At 70.8% G+C, this 15,769-nt stretch carries 9 protein-coding genes; 2 read left to right on the forward strand and 7 right to left on the reverse strand.

Going from position 1 to position 15,769, the window contains the following annotated elements:
* Positions 1–11 precede the first annotated feature (11 nt).
* Positions 12–4,973, forward strand: a complete 4,962-nt coding sequence (locus tag ABZX79_RS29850; RefSeq protein ID WP_355264449.1) for an NAD-glutamate dehydrogenase — start codon at positions 12–14, stop codon at positions 4,971–4,973.
* Positions 4,974–5,037: 64 nt separating this feature from the next.
* On the opposite strand, the gene ABZX79_RS29855 is transcribed toward ABZX79_RS29850, so the two are convergent.
* Genes ABZX79_RS29855 through ABZX79_RS29865 form a run of 3 tightly spaced genes read right to left on the reverse strand, consistent with a single transcriptional unit; the run spans position 5,038 to position 7,894 of the window.
* Positions 5,038–6,279 carry a glycosyltransferase family 87 protein gene (locus ABZX79_RS29855; protein WP_355264452.1) on the reverse strand — a complete coding sequence of 414 codons (1,242 nt, stop codon included), beginning with the start codon at positions 6,277–6,279 and terminating at the stop codon, positions 5,038–5,040.
* A gap of 27 nt (positions 6,280–6,306) precedes the next feature.
* Positions 6,307–7,026, reverse strand: coding sequence for an ABC transporter ATP-binding protein (locus ABZX79_RS29860; RefSeq protein WP_355264455.1), 720 nt, complete (start codon positions 7,024–7,026; stop codon positions 6,307–6,309).
* Positions 7,019–7,894, reverse strand: a complete 876-nt coding sequence (locus ABZX79_RS29865) for an ABC transporter permease (RefSeq protein ID WP_355264458.1) — start codon at positions 7,892–7,894, stop codon at positions 7,019–7,021. Before ABZX79_RS29865 ends, ABZX79_RS29860 begins: the two co-directional genes overlap by 8 nt.
* A gap of 117 nt (positions 7,895–8,011) precedes the next feature.
* Here ABZX79_RS29865 and ABZX79_RS29870 point away from each other — a divergent pair, with 117 nt between their 5' ends.
* Positions 8,012–8,626 carry a TetR/AcrR family transcriptional regulator gene (locus tag ABZX79_RS29870; protein WP_355264461.1) on the forward strand — a complete coding sequence of 205 codons (615 nt, stop codon included), beginning with the start codon at positions 8,012–8,014 and terminating at the stop codon, positions 8,624–8,626.
* A gap of 83 nt (positions 8,627–8,709) precedes the next feature.
* Here the strand turns inward: ABZX79_RS29870 and ABZX79_RS29875 are convergent, their stop codons facing one another.
* The 4 genes from ABZX79_RS29875 to ABZX79_RS29890 form a co-directional block, all read right to left on the reverse strand.
* Entirely contained in the window at positions 8,710–9,585 is an 876-nt protein-coding gene (locus tag ABZX79_RS29875; RefSeq protein WP_355264464.1) for a carbohydrate ABC transporter permease, read from the reverse strand.
* On the reverse strand, positions 9,582–10,937 hold the full coding sequence (locus ABZX79_RS29880; RefSeq protein WP_355264466.1) for a sugar ABC transporter permease: 1,356 nt from the start codon (positions 10,935–10,937) through the stop codon (positions 9,582–9,584). The genes ABZX79_RS29875 and ABZX79_RS29880 overlap by 4 nt, the downstream gene beginning before the upstream one ends.
* A 12-nt stretch (positions 10,938–10,949) precedes the next feature.
* The gene (locus tag ABZX79_RS29885) at positions 10,950–12,266 is read right to left on the reverse strand and encodes an ABC transporter substrate-binding protein (protein ID WP_355264469.1); all 1,317 of its coding nucleotides are present in this window, start codon (positions 12,264–12,266) and stop codon (positions 10,950–10,952) included.
* 229 nt (positions 12,267–12,495) lie between these two features.
* Positions 12,496–15,705, reverse strand: coding sequence for an FtsK/SpoIIIE domain-containing protein (locus ABZX79_RS29890; protein WP_355264472.1), 3,210 nt, complete (start codon positions 15,703–15,705; stop codon positions 12,496–12,498).
* Between the last annotated feature and the right edge of the window lie 64 nt (positions 15,706–15,769).

Consider the following 15,769-nt stretch of genomic DNA (forward strand, 5'->3'; position numbering starts at 1 on the left):
AGCCAGAGGACATGCAGACCAAGCTGGACGAAGCCAAGGCCGAGCTGCTCGTACGGGCGGCCCGGGTAGCTGAGAACAGCCCGGCCGGGGGGCAACCTTCGACTGGGTCCACGAGCGAAGGCACTCCCGACCGGGACACGCTCCTCGCGTACCTCCAGCGCTACTACCTGCACACGGCCCCCGAAGACCTCGCGGACCGCGACCCGGTCGATGTGTTCGGCGCGGCTCTCTCGCACTACCGGCTGGCGGAGAACCGCCCGCAGGGCACCGCCAACGTCCGGGTGCACACCCCGACCGTCGAGGAGAACGGCTGGACCTGCAGCCACTCCGTCGTCGAGGTGGTCACCGACGACATGCCCTTCCTCGTGGACTCCGTCACGAACGAGCTGTCCCGCCAGGGGCGCGGCATCCATGTCGTGATCCACCCGCAGGTCACCGTGCGGCGTGACGTAACCGGCAAGCTCATCGAGGTGCTGTCCGCCGACGGCGGGCGCCGTGACGAGAAGCTGCCGCACGACGCGTGCGTCGAGTCCTGGATCCATGTCGAGATCGACCGTGAGACCGACCGCTCCGACCTCAAGCAGATCACCGCCGACCTGCTGCGCGTCCTGAACGACGTCCGCGAGGCCGTCGAGGACTGGGAGAAGATGCGCGACTCGGCGCTGCGTATCGCCGACGAGCTGCCGAGCGAGCCCACCGCCGACGACCTGCGCGACCAGGAGGTCGACGAGGCCCGCGAGCTGCTGCGCTGGCTGGCCGCCGACCACTTCACCTTCCTCGGCTACCGCGAATACGAGCTGACGCCGGACGACGCGCTGTCCGCCGTCCCCGGCACCGGCCTCGGCATCCTGCGCTCCGACCCGCACCACAGCGGCAACGAGGACCACCCGGTCAGCCCGTCCTTCAGCCGGCTGCCCGCCGACGTCCGGGCCAAGGCCCGCGAGCACAAGCTGCTCGTACTGACGAAGGCCAACAGCCGCTCGACCGTGCACCGGCCCAGCTACCTCGACTACGTCGGTGTGAAGAAGTTCGACGCCGAGGGGAATGTCGTTGGCGAGCGGCGCTTCCTCGGCCTGTTCTCCTCGGCCGCGTACACCGAGTCCGTACGCCGTGTCCCCGTCGTCCGCCGCAAGGTCGAAGAGGTCCTGGAGACCGCCGGCTTCTCGCCCAACAGCCACGACGGCCGCGACCTGCTCCAGATCCTGGAGACGTACCCGCGCGACGAGCTCTTCCAGACGCCCGTCGACCAGCTGACGTCCATCGTGACGAGCGTGCTCTACCTCCAGGAGCGGCGCCGGCTGCGCCTCTACCTGCGACAGGACGAGTACGGGCGCTACTACTCCGCCCTCGTCTACCTGCCCCGCGACCGCTACACCACCGCCGTGCGGCTGCGGCTCATCGACATCCTCAAGGAGGAGCTCGGCGGCGTCAGCGTCGACTTCACCGCCTGGAACACCGAGTCGATCCTCTCCCGCCTGCACTTCGTCGTACGCGTCGCGGCCGGCACCGAGCTGCCGGCCCTCACCGACGCCGACACCGAGCGCATCGAGGCCCGCCTGGTCGAGGCCGCCCGCTCCTGGGCCGACGGTTTCGCCGAGGCCATGAACGCCGAGCTGGGCGAGGAGCGCGCCGCCGAGCTGCTGCGCCGGTACGGTCACGCCTTCCCCGAGGGCTACAAGGCCGACCACTCGCCGCGCTCCGCCGTCGCCGACCTCGTCCACCTCGAACAGCTGACGCACGGCCGCAACAGCTTCTCGCTCTCGCTGTACGAGCCGGTGGGCGCCGGACCCAACGAGCGCCGCTTCAAGATCTACCGGATCGGCGAGCAGGTCTCCCTGTCCGCCGTCCTGCCCGTGCTCCAGCGGCTCGGCGTCGAGGTCGTCGACGAGCGTCCGTACGAGCTGCGCTGCGCCGACCGTACGCACGCGTGGATCTACGACTTCGGCCTGCGCATGCCCAAGTCGAACGGCAACGACGGCTACCTCGCCGACGACGCGCGTGAGCGTTTCCAGGACGCCTTCTCCGCCGTATGGACCGGACAGGCCGAGAACGACGGCTTCAACGCCCTGGTGCTGAGCGCCGGACTGCACTGGCGGCAGGCCATGGTGCTGCGCGCGTACGCGAAGTACCTGCGCCAGGCCGGTTCGACGTTCAGCCAGGACTACATGGAGGACACCCTCCGCAACAACGTCCACACCACCCGGCTGCTGGTCTCGCTCTTCGAGGCCCGGATGTCGCCGAAGCGCCAGAGCGCGGGCAATGAGCTGACCGAAGGGCTGCTCGAAGAGCTCGACGGCGCGCTCGACCAGGTCGCCTCCCTCGATGAGGACCGGATCCTGCGGTCCTTCCTGACGGTCATCAAGGCGACTCTGCGGACCAACTTCTTCCAGAAGGCCGCGAGCGGTGAGCCGCACTCCTACGTGTCGATGAAGTTCGACCCGCAGGCGATTCCGGACCTCCCCGCGCCCCGCCCGGCGTACGAGATCTGGGTGTACTCGCCGCGTGTCGAGGGCGTCCACCTGCGCTTCGGCAAGGTCGCGCGCGGTGGTCTGCGCTGGTCGGACCGGAGGGAAGACTTCCGGACCGAGGTGCTGGGCCTGGTCAAGGCGCAGATGGTCAAGAACACCGTCATCGTGCCGGTCGGCGCCAAGGGTGGCTTCGTCGCCAAGAACCTGCCGGACCCGTCCGTCGACCGTGACGCGTGGATGGCCGAGGGCATCGCCTCGTACAAGACCTTCATCTCGGCGCTGCTCGACATCACCGACAACATGGTGGCGGGGCAGGTCGTGGCGCCGAAGGACGTCGTGCGCCACGACGAGGACGACACGTACCTCGTCGTCGCCGCCGACAAGGGCACCGCGACCTTCTCCGACATCGCCAACGAGATCGCGATCGACTACAACTTCTGGCTCGGTGACGCCTTCGCGTCCGGTGGTTCGGTCGGCTACGACCACAAGGGCATGGGCATCACCGCCCGTGGCGCCTGGGAGTCCGTCAAGCGGCACTTCCGCGAGCTCGGCCACGACACCCAGCACGATGAAAGCGGGTTCACGGTCGTCGGTGTGGGTGACATGTCCGGCGACGTCTTCGGTAACGGAATGCTGCTCTCCGAGCACATCCGCCTCGTCGCGGCCTTCGACCACCGGCACATCTTCATCGACCCGAACCCGGACGCGGCCACGTCGTACGCCGAGCGCCGCCGCCTCTTCGAGCTGCCGCGCTCCTCGTGGGCCGACTACAACACCGAGCTGCTGTCCGCCGGTGGTGGCATCCACCCGCGCAGCGCCAAGGCCATCCCGATCAACTCGCACATCCGCGAGGCGCTCGGCATCGAGCGGGGCATCACCAAGATGACCCCGGCCGAGCTGATGAAGACGATCCTCCAGGCGCCGGTCGACCTGCTGTGGAACGGCGGCATCGGTACGTACGTCAAGTCCTCGGCGGAGTCGAACGCCGACGTCGGCGACAAGGCGAACGACGCCATCCGCGTCAACGGCGAGGACCTGCGGGTCAAGGTCGTCGGCGAGGGCGGCAACCTCGGCGCGACCCAGCTCGGCCGCATCGAGTTCGCCCGGCGGGGTGCGGGTGGCGAAGGCGGCCGGATCAACACCGACGCCATCGACAACAGCGCGGGCGTGGACACCTCCGACCACGAGGTGAACATCAAGATCCTGCTGAACGGGCTCGTCGCGGACGGCGACATGACCGTAAAGCAGCGCAACAAGCTGCTCGCCACGATGACCGACGAGGTCGGCACGCTCGTCCTGCGCAACAACTACGCGCAGAACACGGCCCTGGCGAACGCCGTCACGCAGGCGCCCTCCCTGCTCCACGCCCACCAGCGCTTCATGCGCCGGCTGGAGCGTGACGGGCACCTGAACCGCCCGCTGGAGTTCCTGCCCACCGACCGGCAGATCCGCGAACTGCTGAGCGCGGGCCGCGGGCTGAGCCAGCCCGAGCTCGCCGTCCTCATGGCGTACACCAAGATCACGGTGGCGGACGAGCTGATCCACACCGGCCTGCCGGACGACCCGCACCTGCGGGGCCTGCTGCACGCGTACTTCCCGAAGGCGCTGCGCGAGAAGTTCGGTGAGCAGATTGACGCGCACGCGCTGCGCCGCGAGATCATCACGACGGTGCTGGTGAACGACACCGTAAACACCGGTGGCTCGACCTTCCTGCACCGGCTGCGGGAGGAGACCGGGGCGTCGATCGAGGAGATCGTACGGGCGCAGTTCGCGGCCCGCGCGATCTTTGGGCTGAGCGAGGTGTGGGACGCCGTCGAGGCGCTCGACAACACGGTCGCCGCCGACGTCCAGACCCGGATCCGGCTGCACTCGCGGCGCCTCGTCGAGCGCGGTACGCGCTGGCTGCTGGGCAACCGGCCGCAGCCGCTGGAGCTCGCCGAGACCATCGAGTTCTTCGAAGCCGGTGTGGCGCGGGTCTGGGACGAGCTGCCGAAGCTGCTGCGCGGCGCGGACCTGGAGTGGTACCAGGGCATCCTCGACGAGCTGACCGACGCGGGCGTTCCGCAGGAACTGGCGCTGCGGGTGGCAGGGTTCTCGTCCGCCTTCCCGACGCTCGACATCGTCGCTATCGCGGAGCGCACCGGCAAGACCGCGATGCAGGTCGCCGAGGTGTACTACGACCTCGCCGACCGCCTGGCGATCACCCAGCTGATGGACCGGATCATCGAGCTGCCGCGGGCCGACCGCTGGCAGTCCATGGCCCGCGCCTCCATCCGCGAGGACCTGTACGCGGCGCACGCCGGCCTGACGCAGGACGTGCTGTCCGTGGGCAACGGGGAATCGACGCCGGAGCAGCGCTTCAAGGCGTGGGAGGAGAAGAACGCGGCGATCCTGGGCCGGGCGCGGACCACGCTGGAGGAGATCCACGGGTCGGACGCGTTCGACCTGGCGAACCTGTCGGTGGCCATGCGCACGATGCGGACGATGCTGCGTACGCGCGTGTGAGTCTGTACGTCTGTACGTAGGAGGGGCGCCCTGCACCGGAACGACTCGGTGCGGGGCGCCCCTTTCACGTACCTCTCGCTGACGTCCACAGCCTGCGGCAGGACAGCAGCGCCGCCGCGAGCAGCAGGCCGTTGCGTACGACCATGAGCGCGCAGCCCAGCGGCGTGCCCGACACCACTTCCTCGTACAGCACCGGATACGCGAGCGCGCTCATCGCGGCCGCCGGCAGCAGCAGCGCCGCGACCGGGCGCTGCGTGGTGGCCCGCGAGGTGAGGCAGACGGCGGCCAGGCCGAGCAGCCAGACCAGGTACTGGGGGCTGATCACGCGGCTGGTGACGGTGAACAGGAGCACGGCGGCCAGCGCGGCGTCGAAGGGGGTCGCCGGTGTCCAGCGCCGCGCCCTGATCCGCCACACCAGCAGCCAGCAGAAGGCGGCGGCCGTGAGGAGGAGGGACGCGTGGGCGAGGGACGAGACGTACGGCCCGGTGAGCTCCATGGCGCCGTACCGGTATGCGACCGTGCCCGGCCAGCCCACCAGCCGCGCCAGGGACAGCGCCGTCCCGGCCAGTGACTCGATCTGAACGCCTCGGCTGCCCTGCTGGCGCAGGAAGCCGAGGGTGTGCGAGAAGGCGAACGCGAGCACGGCGAGCAGCGCGGCCGCACTGGCGGCGGCGGACAGCCAGGCGTCCCTGGTGGTACGTCCACGGGGGGCGCCCAGGAGCGTGAGGACCGGCCACACCTTCACCGTCGCGCCGAGCGCGGCCAGCGCACCCCCGACGCGGGGCCGGTGGCGCAGGCAGAGCAGGGCCAGTGCGCCCAGGGCGGTGACCTGGACGTCGTACCGGACGAGGGGCAGATGCAGGAGCAGCGGCAGAGCGCACACCCACATCCAGGCGCCGGCCGTGCTGCGTCCGGTGCGCCGTCCCGCGCGGGTGAGGGCCAGGGCGACGTGCGCGTCGGCGGCGAGGGTGAGGACGAGGAACCCCTGGAAGTACGTGAGCCAGGGCAGGGTGCCCGGCGCGAGAATCACCAGGGCCGCGCCGGGCGGGTACTGCCACATGGCGTCGTCGAGGGGGAAGTCGCCCCGGGCGAGCTGTGCGTACCAGCCGTAGTAGATGTGGTGGACCTCGCCGCTGATCGTTCCCACATCGAAGGCGGCGAGGGGCTGCGCGAGCAGGGCGAGCATGAGCAGGCGGGTGGTGAGCCAGACGGCGGCGAGTGCGCGGGCGCGGCGGCGCGCGGCGGCCGCGGAAGTGGGGGAGCCGGGGGCGGTGTTCGCGTCGGCCGCGATCTGGTCGGTCGTCATCAAGGCGCACTTTAGCCACCTTTTGTGCTATTTCTTCGCCTTTGTGTGCTGCTCGTACGCGGCGACGACGTCCTGCGCGGGGCCGTCCATCCGCAGCGTCCCGGCCTCCAGCCAGATCGCCCGGTCGCACGTCTCGGTGACGGTCTTGTTGTTGTGGCTGACCAGGAAGACGGTGCCCGCCTTCGCGCGGAGCTCGGCGATACGGGCCTTGCTGCGGCGCTGGAAGGCGGCGTCGCCGGTGGCGAGCGCCTCGTCGATCATCAGTACGTCGTGGGTCCTGGCGGCGGCGATCGAGAAGCGCAGACGGGCCGCCATGCCGGAGGAGTACGTGCGCATCGGCAGCGTGATGAAGTCGCCCTTGTCGTCGATGCCGGAGAAATCGACGATCTGCTGGTAGCGCTCGCGGATCTGGCGGCGGGTCATGCCCATCGCCAGGCCGCCGAGGACGACATTGCGTTCGCCGCTCAGGTCGTTCATCAGGGCGGCGTTGACGCCGAGCAGGGACGGTTGACCCCGGGTGTAGATGTGGCCGCGTGCGGGCGGGAGCAGGCCGGCGACCGCCTTGAGGAGGGTGGACTTGCCGGAGCCGTTGGAGCCGATGAGGCCGACGGCTTCGCCTTTGTGGGCGACGAAGGTGACGCCCTTGACGGCGTGCACTTCGCGGATGCCGGCCCCTGAGTGGACCTTGTAGGTGACGTGGACGTTGTCAGCGATGACGGTGGGGGTTTGTTCGGGCTGTTCAGCCACGGCCGTACGTCTCCTCTGCCTGCCAGAAGTAGATGAAACCGCCCACGCCCGCGAGCAGCGCCCAGCCCGTGGCGACGAGCCATGCGTGCGGCGGCAGCTGGGCGTCGGCGAAGCTGTCGATGAGGGCGAAGCGCATCAGGCCGATGTAGACGGCGGCCGGATTGCACTCCAGCGCCACGGCCGCCAGGTGCGGCAGCTTGTCGCTCCCGAGGACATGGCCGACGCTCCACATGACGCCCGAGACGTACATCCAGGTGCGCAGGGCGAACGGCATCAGCTGGGCGATGTCCGGTGTCCGGGACGCCAGTCGGGCCATGACCAGCGCCAGGCCCGTGTTGAACAGCGACTGGAGCGCGAGTGCGGGCAGCGCCAGCAGCCAGGACGGCCGGGGGAGCTGTCCGAAGCAGCAGAGGATCGCCAAAAGCGCGGCCATCGAGAAGAGAAGCTGCTGGAGTTGCTGGACGGCGTACGCGACGGGGAGCGCGGCGCGTGGGAAGTGCAGGGCGCGGACCAGGCCGAGGTTGCCGGTGAGGGCGCGGGTGCCGGCCAGGACGGTGCTGCTGGTGAAGGTCCAGACGAAGACGCCGGTGACCAGGAAGGGGACGAAGTCGGGGACGTCGTCCTTGGTGTGCAGCAGGACGCCGAAGATGAAGTAGAAGACCGTGGCGTTGAGGAGTGGAGTCATGATCTGCCAGATCTGACCCAGCCTGGCCTGGCTGTACTGGGCGGTCAGCCGGGCGGTGGCGAACGCGGTGACGAAGTGGCGGCGGCCCCACAGGCGGCGCGTGTACGCGGGGAGCGAGGGGCGGGCGCCGCTCTCGGTGAGGCCGTGGCGGGCGGCGAGTGCGGCGAGGTCGGGGGAGCTCACATCGGTCGCTTTCAGTAGTGCGGTACGACGGGACGGGTCCGTATCGTCGCTACGGTGACAGTAGGGCGCTCGTACGTCGAAACGCAACCGTTGCGTCGCGGCGCTAAGCTGTCCCGCATGAGCTCCGACCCGCGACCGACCACGCCGCCCCGCCGCGCCCCCGCCGGAGCCGCCGTGCTCCGGGAGGACGTCACCGACGCCATCCGCACCGCCGTCTTCGGCGAGCTGGCCGCCGTCGGGTACGCCCGGATGTCGATCGAGGGCATCGCCCGCAGGGCAGGCGTCGGCAAGACCGCCGTCTACCGGCGCTGGAAGTCCAAGCTCGCGCTCGTGCTCGACCTCGTCTCCGCCGTCGCGGCCGAGGGGTTGCCGGCCCCCGCCACCGGTTCGCTGTACGGCGACGTACGCGCCCTGCTCGAAGTGGCCGCCCACGCGCTGCGGCACCCCGTCGCCTCACAGGTCATCCCGGATCTGCTGGTCGAGGCCGCACGTCACCCCGAGATCGCCGACGCCATCAAGTCGGCCCTCCTCGACGGACAGCAGGGCGTCGCCGCCGGTGTCGTACGGGACGCCGTCGCGCGCGGCGAGCTGCCCGAGGGGACGGACGTGGACCGCGCCCTCGACCTCATCGTCGGCCCGCTGTACTGGCGGCTCGTGGTCGTACGTACCGACCTGCCCGCCGGATATCTCGACGACCTCGCGGCGTCGGCGGTCGCCGCGCTCAAGGCCTGACGGTCCGCCCGGGCAGCGGAACGGCGGCCCGGTCGCGGGGACCGGGCCGCCGTCGTGGGCGGTCGTGGGCGGTCGGGGGGCGGTTACTTCACCGCGCCGGCCATCACGCCGGACACGAACTGCCGCTGGAACGCGAAGAAGACGATCAGCGGGATGACCATCGAGATGAAGGCGCCCGGCGCCAGGATGTCGATGTTGTTGCCGAACTGCCGTACCTGGCGCTGGAGCGCCACCGTGATCGGCGGGTTGGCCGAGTCGGCGAAGATCAGCGCGACCAGCATGTCGTTCCAGACCCACAGGAACTGGAAGATGCCGAGCGACGCGATGGCGGGGCCGCCGAGCGGCATCACGACGCGGGTGAAGAGGCGGATCTCGCCCGCGCCGTCGAGCCGCCCCGCCTCCAGGAGTTCCCTCGGGATCTCCGCGAAGAAGTTGCGGAGGAGGAAGATCGCGAAGGGCAGGCCGAAGGCGACGTGGAAGAGAACCACGCCCGCCGTGGTCTCGAAGATGCCGATCTTGCCGAAGAGTTCGGACACGGGGACGAGAGCCACCTGCACCGGAACCACCAGCAGACCGACGACCACCAGGAACCACCAGTCGCGGCCCGGGAAGTCCATCCACGCGAAGGCGTACCCGGCCAGTGAGCCGATCACGACGACCAGGACGGTCGACGGGACGGTGATCATGATCGTACTGAGCAGGGAGTCGACGATGGTGTTGTTGTCGAGGAGATTGGCGTAGTTGTCGAGGGTGAGCTCGGAGGGGGCGGAGAAGACCTTCCACCAGCCCGTCTCCGCGATGTCGGTGGGGTCGCGCAGGGACGAGAACAGCAGCCCGATCGTCGGCATCAGCCAGAACAGCGCGACCAGGATGAGGAAGACGCTCACCACGCCGCTGCCCGCGCGCGCCACTATCCGGGCGGGGAAGGACTGCTTGGGCTTCGAGCTCGTTACGGTCATCGGCGGCTCTCCTTTCGCATCCTGCGGATGTTGAAGAGCATCACCGGCACCACCAGCAGCAGGAGCAGTACGGCGATGGCGCTGCCGATGCCCGGGTCCGCGTCCGTACCGAACGACGAGCGGTAGAGCTGGAGCGCCAGCACGTTCGCGTCGTCCTGGGACGACCCCGGCGCGATGATGAACACCAGGTCGAAGATCTTCAGTACGTTGATCATCAGGGTGACCAGTACGACTGCGAGGACGGGTGCCAGCAGCGGGACCGTGACGCGGCGGAAGACCTGCCACTCGTTGGCGCCGTCGACGCGGGCCGCCTCCAGCAGCTCGCGCGGCAGGCCCGCGAGCCCGGCCGCGATCAGCACCATCGCGAAGCCCGCCCACATCCACACGTAACTGCCGATGATGGCCGGGGTCACCAGGCTCGGGCCGAGCCAGTCGACGCCGTTGTACGGCTCCCGGAAGTTCGAGGCCGGGAAGCGCAGGTCCGCTCCGTCGGCCTCGGCGGAGAGCGTGAACGTACCGTCGGCTCCTGCCTTGGCCGAGTCGACCACCTTGCCGTCCTTGACCGCCTCCACCTTGATGCCCTTGAGGCCGAACTCCTTGGGGTCGATGGCGTTGGGCTTGCCGCCGCCGCCCTTCGTGAAGTCCAGCCAGGCTGTGCCGGTGACCTTGTCGGGCTCGGTCTTGGCCGGCGCGGCGATCTCGGCGTCGCCCGGCATCTTGGCCGGCGGTACGCCGATCAGGGGGAGGAGGACCTGCTCGCCCGCTTTCACCGGTTCCTTCGTGATGAAGGAACCGCCGCCGCCCGCCTCCAGCGGATGGACGGGCAGTGGGCGGGCCTTCGGGAAGCCGGCCGATTCGGAGAAGGTGTCGTGGACGCTCACCGCCACGGCGTTGGCGACCCCGCGCTCCGGATTCTGCTCGTACACCAGGCGGAAAATGATGCCCGCGGCGAGCATCGAGATCGCCATCGGCATGAAGACCAGCAGCTTGAACGCCGTGCCCCAGCGGATGCGCTCGGTCAGTACGGCGAATATCAGACCCAGCGCGGTCGAGACGGCCGGGGCGACGACCACCCAGATCGCGTTGTTCTTGACGGCCGTCAGGATGGTGTCGTCGGTGAAGATCTCTACGAAGTTGTCGAGCCCGGCGAAGCTGTCGCCGGACTTGTCGAAGAAGCTCCGGTAGACCGAGTACCCGATCGGGTAGACCACGAGCGCGCCGAGCAGCACCAGCGCGGGCAGCAGGAAGCCGACCGCGATGGTTTTGCGTGTGCCTGTCACGCTCTTGCGTGTGCCCTTGTCGGCGGGGGGCGGCGTGATCTTCGCGGCGCCCCCCGCGCTCGCTGACGTCATCGCGTCAACCCGTCAGCTCTTGAACGCCTTGGCCGCGTCGGACTCCAGCTGCTGCTGGGTCCCCGCGATGTCCCTCGGGTTCTTCAGGAAGTCCTGGAGCGCCTTCCACTCGCCCTTGCCCGGCGTGCCGCCGAACGACTGCGGGGCCTGGTCCGACATGTCGAAGCGGAAGTCGTCGCCCGCCGCGATCAGCGCCTTCGCGATGTCGCGCTGCACGTCATTGGGGTACGCCGCCACGTCCAGGGACTTGTTCGGCGATACGAACCCGCCCGCCCCGGCCCAGATCTTCGCCGCGTCGGTGGAGGCCAGGAACGTCAGCAGCGCCTTGGCGCCCTTGGAGTCCTTGAGCGCCACCGCCGCGTCGCCGCCGGTCACCACGGGGGACTCGCTGCCCACCGCGGGGAACGGGAACACCTTGGCGTCGGTGCCGATCTTCGCCTTCGTCTGCGCGATGTTGACGGACACGAAGTCACCCTCGAAGACCATCGCGGCCTTGGGGTCCTCGGCGAACGTCTGGGTGACGGACGCGGGGAACTCCGTCTGCAGCGCGCCGTCCTGGCCACCCGCGATGAGCTCCTTCTTGCCGAACAGCTCCGCGAGGGTGGTCAGCGCGTTCTTGACGGACGGGTCCGTCCACTTGATCTCGTGCTGGGCCAGCTGGTCGTACTTCTCCGGGCCCGCCTGGGAGAGATAGATGTTCTCGAACCAGTCGGTGAGGGTCCAGCCGTCCGCGCCGCCGATCGACACCGGGGGGACGCCGGAGGCGGAGATCGTCTCGGCGGTGGAAAGGAATTCTTTCCACGTCTTCGGTTCTTCGGCGCCGGCGTCCTCGAAGACCTGGGCGTTGTACCAGATCAGGGACTTGTTGGCGGCCTTGAAGTACACGCCGTACTGAGTGCCGTCGACCGCGCCGATGTCCTTCCAGCCCTGCGAGTAGTTCTTGTCCAGCTGCGCTTGGGTCGCCGCGTCGACCGGCTTCGCCCACTTGCGCGTGACCGCCTGCTGGAGCGCGCCGACCTGCGGCAGCATCGCCACGTCGGGGGGTGAGCCCCCTGCGATCTTGGTGCCGAGGAAGTTCACGATGGGGTCCTGGGCCGGGACGAAGGTGACCTTCGCGCCCGTGCGCTTCTCGAACTCGTCGAGGACCTTGGTGAAGTTCTCCTGCTCGGGGCCCGTCCAGACCGCGGCGACCTGGACCTCCTCGCCGTTCAGTTTGGGGAGCTCTACGGAGGCCGAGGGATCTGTGGTGGGCCCGCTTCCCTCGTTCCCCTTGTCCTTGTCCTCGTTGCCGCCGCAGGCGGTGAGGGCGAGCGTACTCGCGGCGATCATCGCCAGGGCGGCCCTTCGAGCCCTGCGACCCCGGTGTGTGCGAAGAGTTGTGCGCATTACTGCCCCGTCTCTCCTGTGCGCGTGCGGATTCGGCGCAGCCCTCGGAGAACGCTGGCGACGCCGATGCCGGTCTAGCTGTCCCGTGGGTCAGTCCTACGCCCGGTGGTCGGCCCCGGCAATAGTGCCTTCCGTGTCAACCGGGTGATCGTGATGGGCTCGTGACGTTACGTCAGGCCTCAGGGGGGACATCGAGGGGCGGCAGCGGGGTCGCGTTGACGGTGCGGGCGGCGCGGTCCAGGGCGCTGGCCAGCAGCGCGAGGTCGGTTGGCCCGTTGCCCAGTTCGCGCACCGGGCGGCGGGCCGGCGGATCGCCCATCCGCTCCCACTCCAGCGGGACGACGGTGGGGCGCAGGGTCGCCGTACGGGGGATGCGGCCGGTTACTCGGCCGGCCTGGAATGGGGTCGCGGTGCCGTCTCTGTTTCCGGCTCCGGCTCCGGCTCCGGTTTCGGTCCCGGTCCCGGTTCCGGTCCCGGTTCCGGTCCCGGTTCCGGTCCTGGTCCCGGTTCCGGTTTCGGTCCCGGCTCCGTGATGCAGCAGTCTGCCGCGTCCCGGGGCGGGGTCGTCGGGTGCGGACGGCGGGGGGTCCAGTACGACCCGCAGGTGTGCGGCGCGCGCCAGCTCGGTGTCCGCCGTACGGTCCGGTCTGGCGGAGGTTGCCACCAGGTGTACGCCCAGCCGCTCGCCCTCTCTGGCCACGGCTTCCAGCGCCCGTACGACCGAACCGGCCGCGGGGCGGCCCGTACTGCCGAGGGCGGGGGCGACCAGCGCGTCCAGGTCGTCGACCAGGACGACCAGGCGGGGGAGGGGCGAGGGCGCGGTGTCGGCGCGGGCCTGGCGCTCGCGGGATGTGGTCGTGCGCAGGCGCAGGGTGCCGCTGGGGGGTGAGTCGAGGTCGCCGTTCTGCTCGGCGGCGCTGGGTGGGCGCTGGCCGATCATCCGGCCCGAGACCTCGCGGTGCGTGTGCCATTCGGCGAAGCCGAGGCTGCCGAGCAGTTCGTGGCGGCGCTTCAGTTCGGCGTTCAGGGCTTGGGCGAACTCTCGCATCCGGACCGGGTCGGATGCGGTGAGGTGCGTGGAGACGTGCGGCAGTTCTGTGCAGGCGCGCAGGCCCTCGCCTCGCTCGCCGCCGGCGCCGTCGACCAGGACGAGGCCCAGGCGGTCCGGGCGGGCCGCCGCCGCCAGTGACGCCGCTACGGAGCGCAGCAGCTCGGTGCGGCCGCTGCCTGCCGGGCCCTCGATCAGGAGGTGCGGGCCGTCCGCGGTCAGGTCTACGCAGAGCGGGCCGTGCGGGCCCGCGCCGAGGACCGCCCAGGCGCGGGTGGCGCCGGGTGCCTGGCCGTCGTCGGCGGCTGCCGCCCAACGGGCCATCAGGGAGGCGGGGGTGGCTCTGGCCAGGCCCAGCTCGTCGAGGAGGCGGGAGGACGAGGGGAGGGCGACGGCGCGGCCGGGGCGGGCGGTGGGGTCCGGGCTGCCGCCTGCCGGCTGCGCGTCCGTGCGCAGTGGCGCCAGGGCGCGGGCGAAGCGCTCCGCCCAGGCCCCGGATACGGCGTCCACCGCGGCCAGTGTGCCGTGGCCCGCGGGCTCGCCCGCTGCCGTACGCAGCAGGCGCAGGGCTGTGGCGACGTCGCCGCTGAGCAGGGCTGCCGCGCCGCACTCGCGGAACGCCGGTGACGCGGCGCAGGCCGCCTCGTACGTCGCCGCTACGGGAGACAGGGGGGATGCGGCGGGGGTCTCGGCCAGGCAGATGAGGTGGATGCCGGAGGCCGCGCCGGTGGCGGCCAGGCGGGTGACGGACTCGCGGAGGGCCGCCGAGCCCGGGTCGCCGTCGACGATCACTACCGTGTACGGGCCCTGTGTGTGGGGGGCGTCTTGGGTACGGCGCGCCAGTTCGGCGATCCGGGCGGTGGCCTGGTCGCGGTCGTACGCGAGGAGCAGCCGGCAGTCCTGGCCGTGGGCGGGGCGCAGGTGCGGCAGCCAGCCGAGCCAGGCCCATTCGGCGGTGCGCTCTTGGGCCGGCCTTGCCCTGTCGGTGCTGATCAGGACGATTTCCAGGTCGGTGGGGGAGTGCAGCGCGGTGAGCTGCGCGATGGCCGATCTGGCCAGGCCGGACAGGCGGGCTCGGGGGCCGGCCAGGCCCAGTGAGCCGACCTCGCGGAGCCCCACTGTTACGGGGACTGCCGGCAGTGGCCGTCCGCCGTCGGGTGCGGGGCGGTCGGCTGTGCCCAGGCGCAGCACGAGTGCCTCGGGGTGGGCGGGGCCGCGCTCCCACAGGCGGGGGCCGGGGCCGAGCGCGGTCAGCAGGAGCGAGGCGGGGTCGGGCCAGGCGTCGGGCAGCGGGGTTACGGGCGGCGCGCCTGCGGCGGCCGGGGGCATGCCGAGCGGGGTGGCCTGGGCGGGCGCGTACTCGTCCAGGGGCTCGGGGCGGCCGCCGGTGAGCCGGCGGGCCCAAGCCCCTATGCCGCCGCGTCGGCTCGGTTCCGGGGGCGGTGTCGCTTCCGGGGGGTGCGGCAGCGGGGGCTCCGGGGTCGGTGCCGCGTCGGGGCGTCTCCTCGGGTGCCGAACGTTCGGGCACTGAGGGTCTTCGGGCGTGTTGTGTTCGACACCCTGCGGGGAGCGCCCCGACACGTCCCCTCCTGGCACCGTGACGTGCGACGCGGGGGGTGCTGCTGGTGCCGTGTGGCCGGAGACTCGGCGGCCGGCCAGGGGTTTGGGGGGTGCGTTTCGGGCTTCCGTGGTGCGGGTCAGGCGCAGGTGGCCCTCGCCGTCGGGGGTGGTGGGCAGGGCAGGGGCTTGGTCGCCCTGGGCCAGGCGCAGGGCCGATTCGCCCACGCGCAGCAGTGCACGGGGAGGGAAGGGGACCGGGTGGGCGGTGAGGTCCTTGCCGTCCAGGGTCGTGCCGTTGGTCGAGCCGAGGTCCGCTACCGAGATCCTGCCGTCCTCCGACAGGGTTACCGCGCAGTGCAGTCGCGAGACGTCCGGGTCGTCCAGAGGGATGTCCGCGTCCGCCGAGCGGCCGATGCGGATCTGGCCGCCGTGGAGGAAGTGGACCCCGCCCGCGTCAGGGCCCGCCACTACGTGCAGTTGGGTTGGGGTCTGGGACGCTCCGTCGGGCGCGGGTGTGTAGAGGGACAGCACCGCTCCGTCGACCAGTGGCGGCTCGCCCAGGGCGCAGCGCTGGGCGTCGAGGCGCTCCTGGCCCGCGTACACCACCACGGCGCCCGTGGTCTCCGGGGCCGACCCGGGGGCCGAGACGGCCGTGGCCAGGCCGGAGGCGACCGCGGCCAGCGCGGTTCCCGCGGGCGCGGTGACGAGCACGTCGCACGCACGGTGCGGGCTCTGGCCGCTGCGCGGCGCGAGGACGGTCAGCCGGATCTGCATCGCGTCAGCGGTCCCTTCTGCGCGAAGTGCCCGGCAGGGGTGCCGCCCTGTGATTCCCCCCACC

The organism is Streptomyces sp. NPDC002994 (assembly GCF_040611155.1).
In the GTDB taxonomy this organism is placed as follows: Bacteria; Actinomycetota; Actinomycetes; order Streptomycetales; family Streptomycetaceae; genus Streptomyces.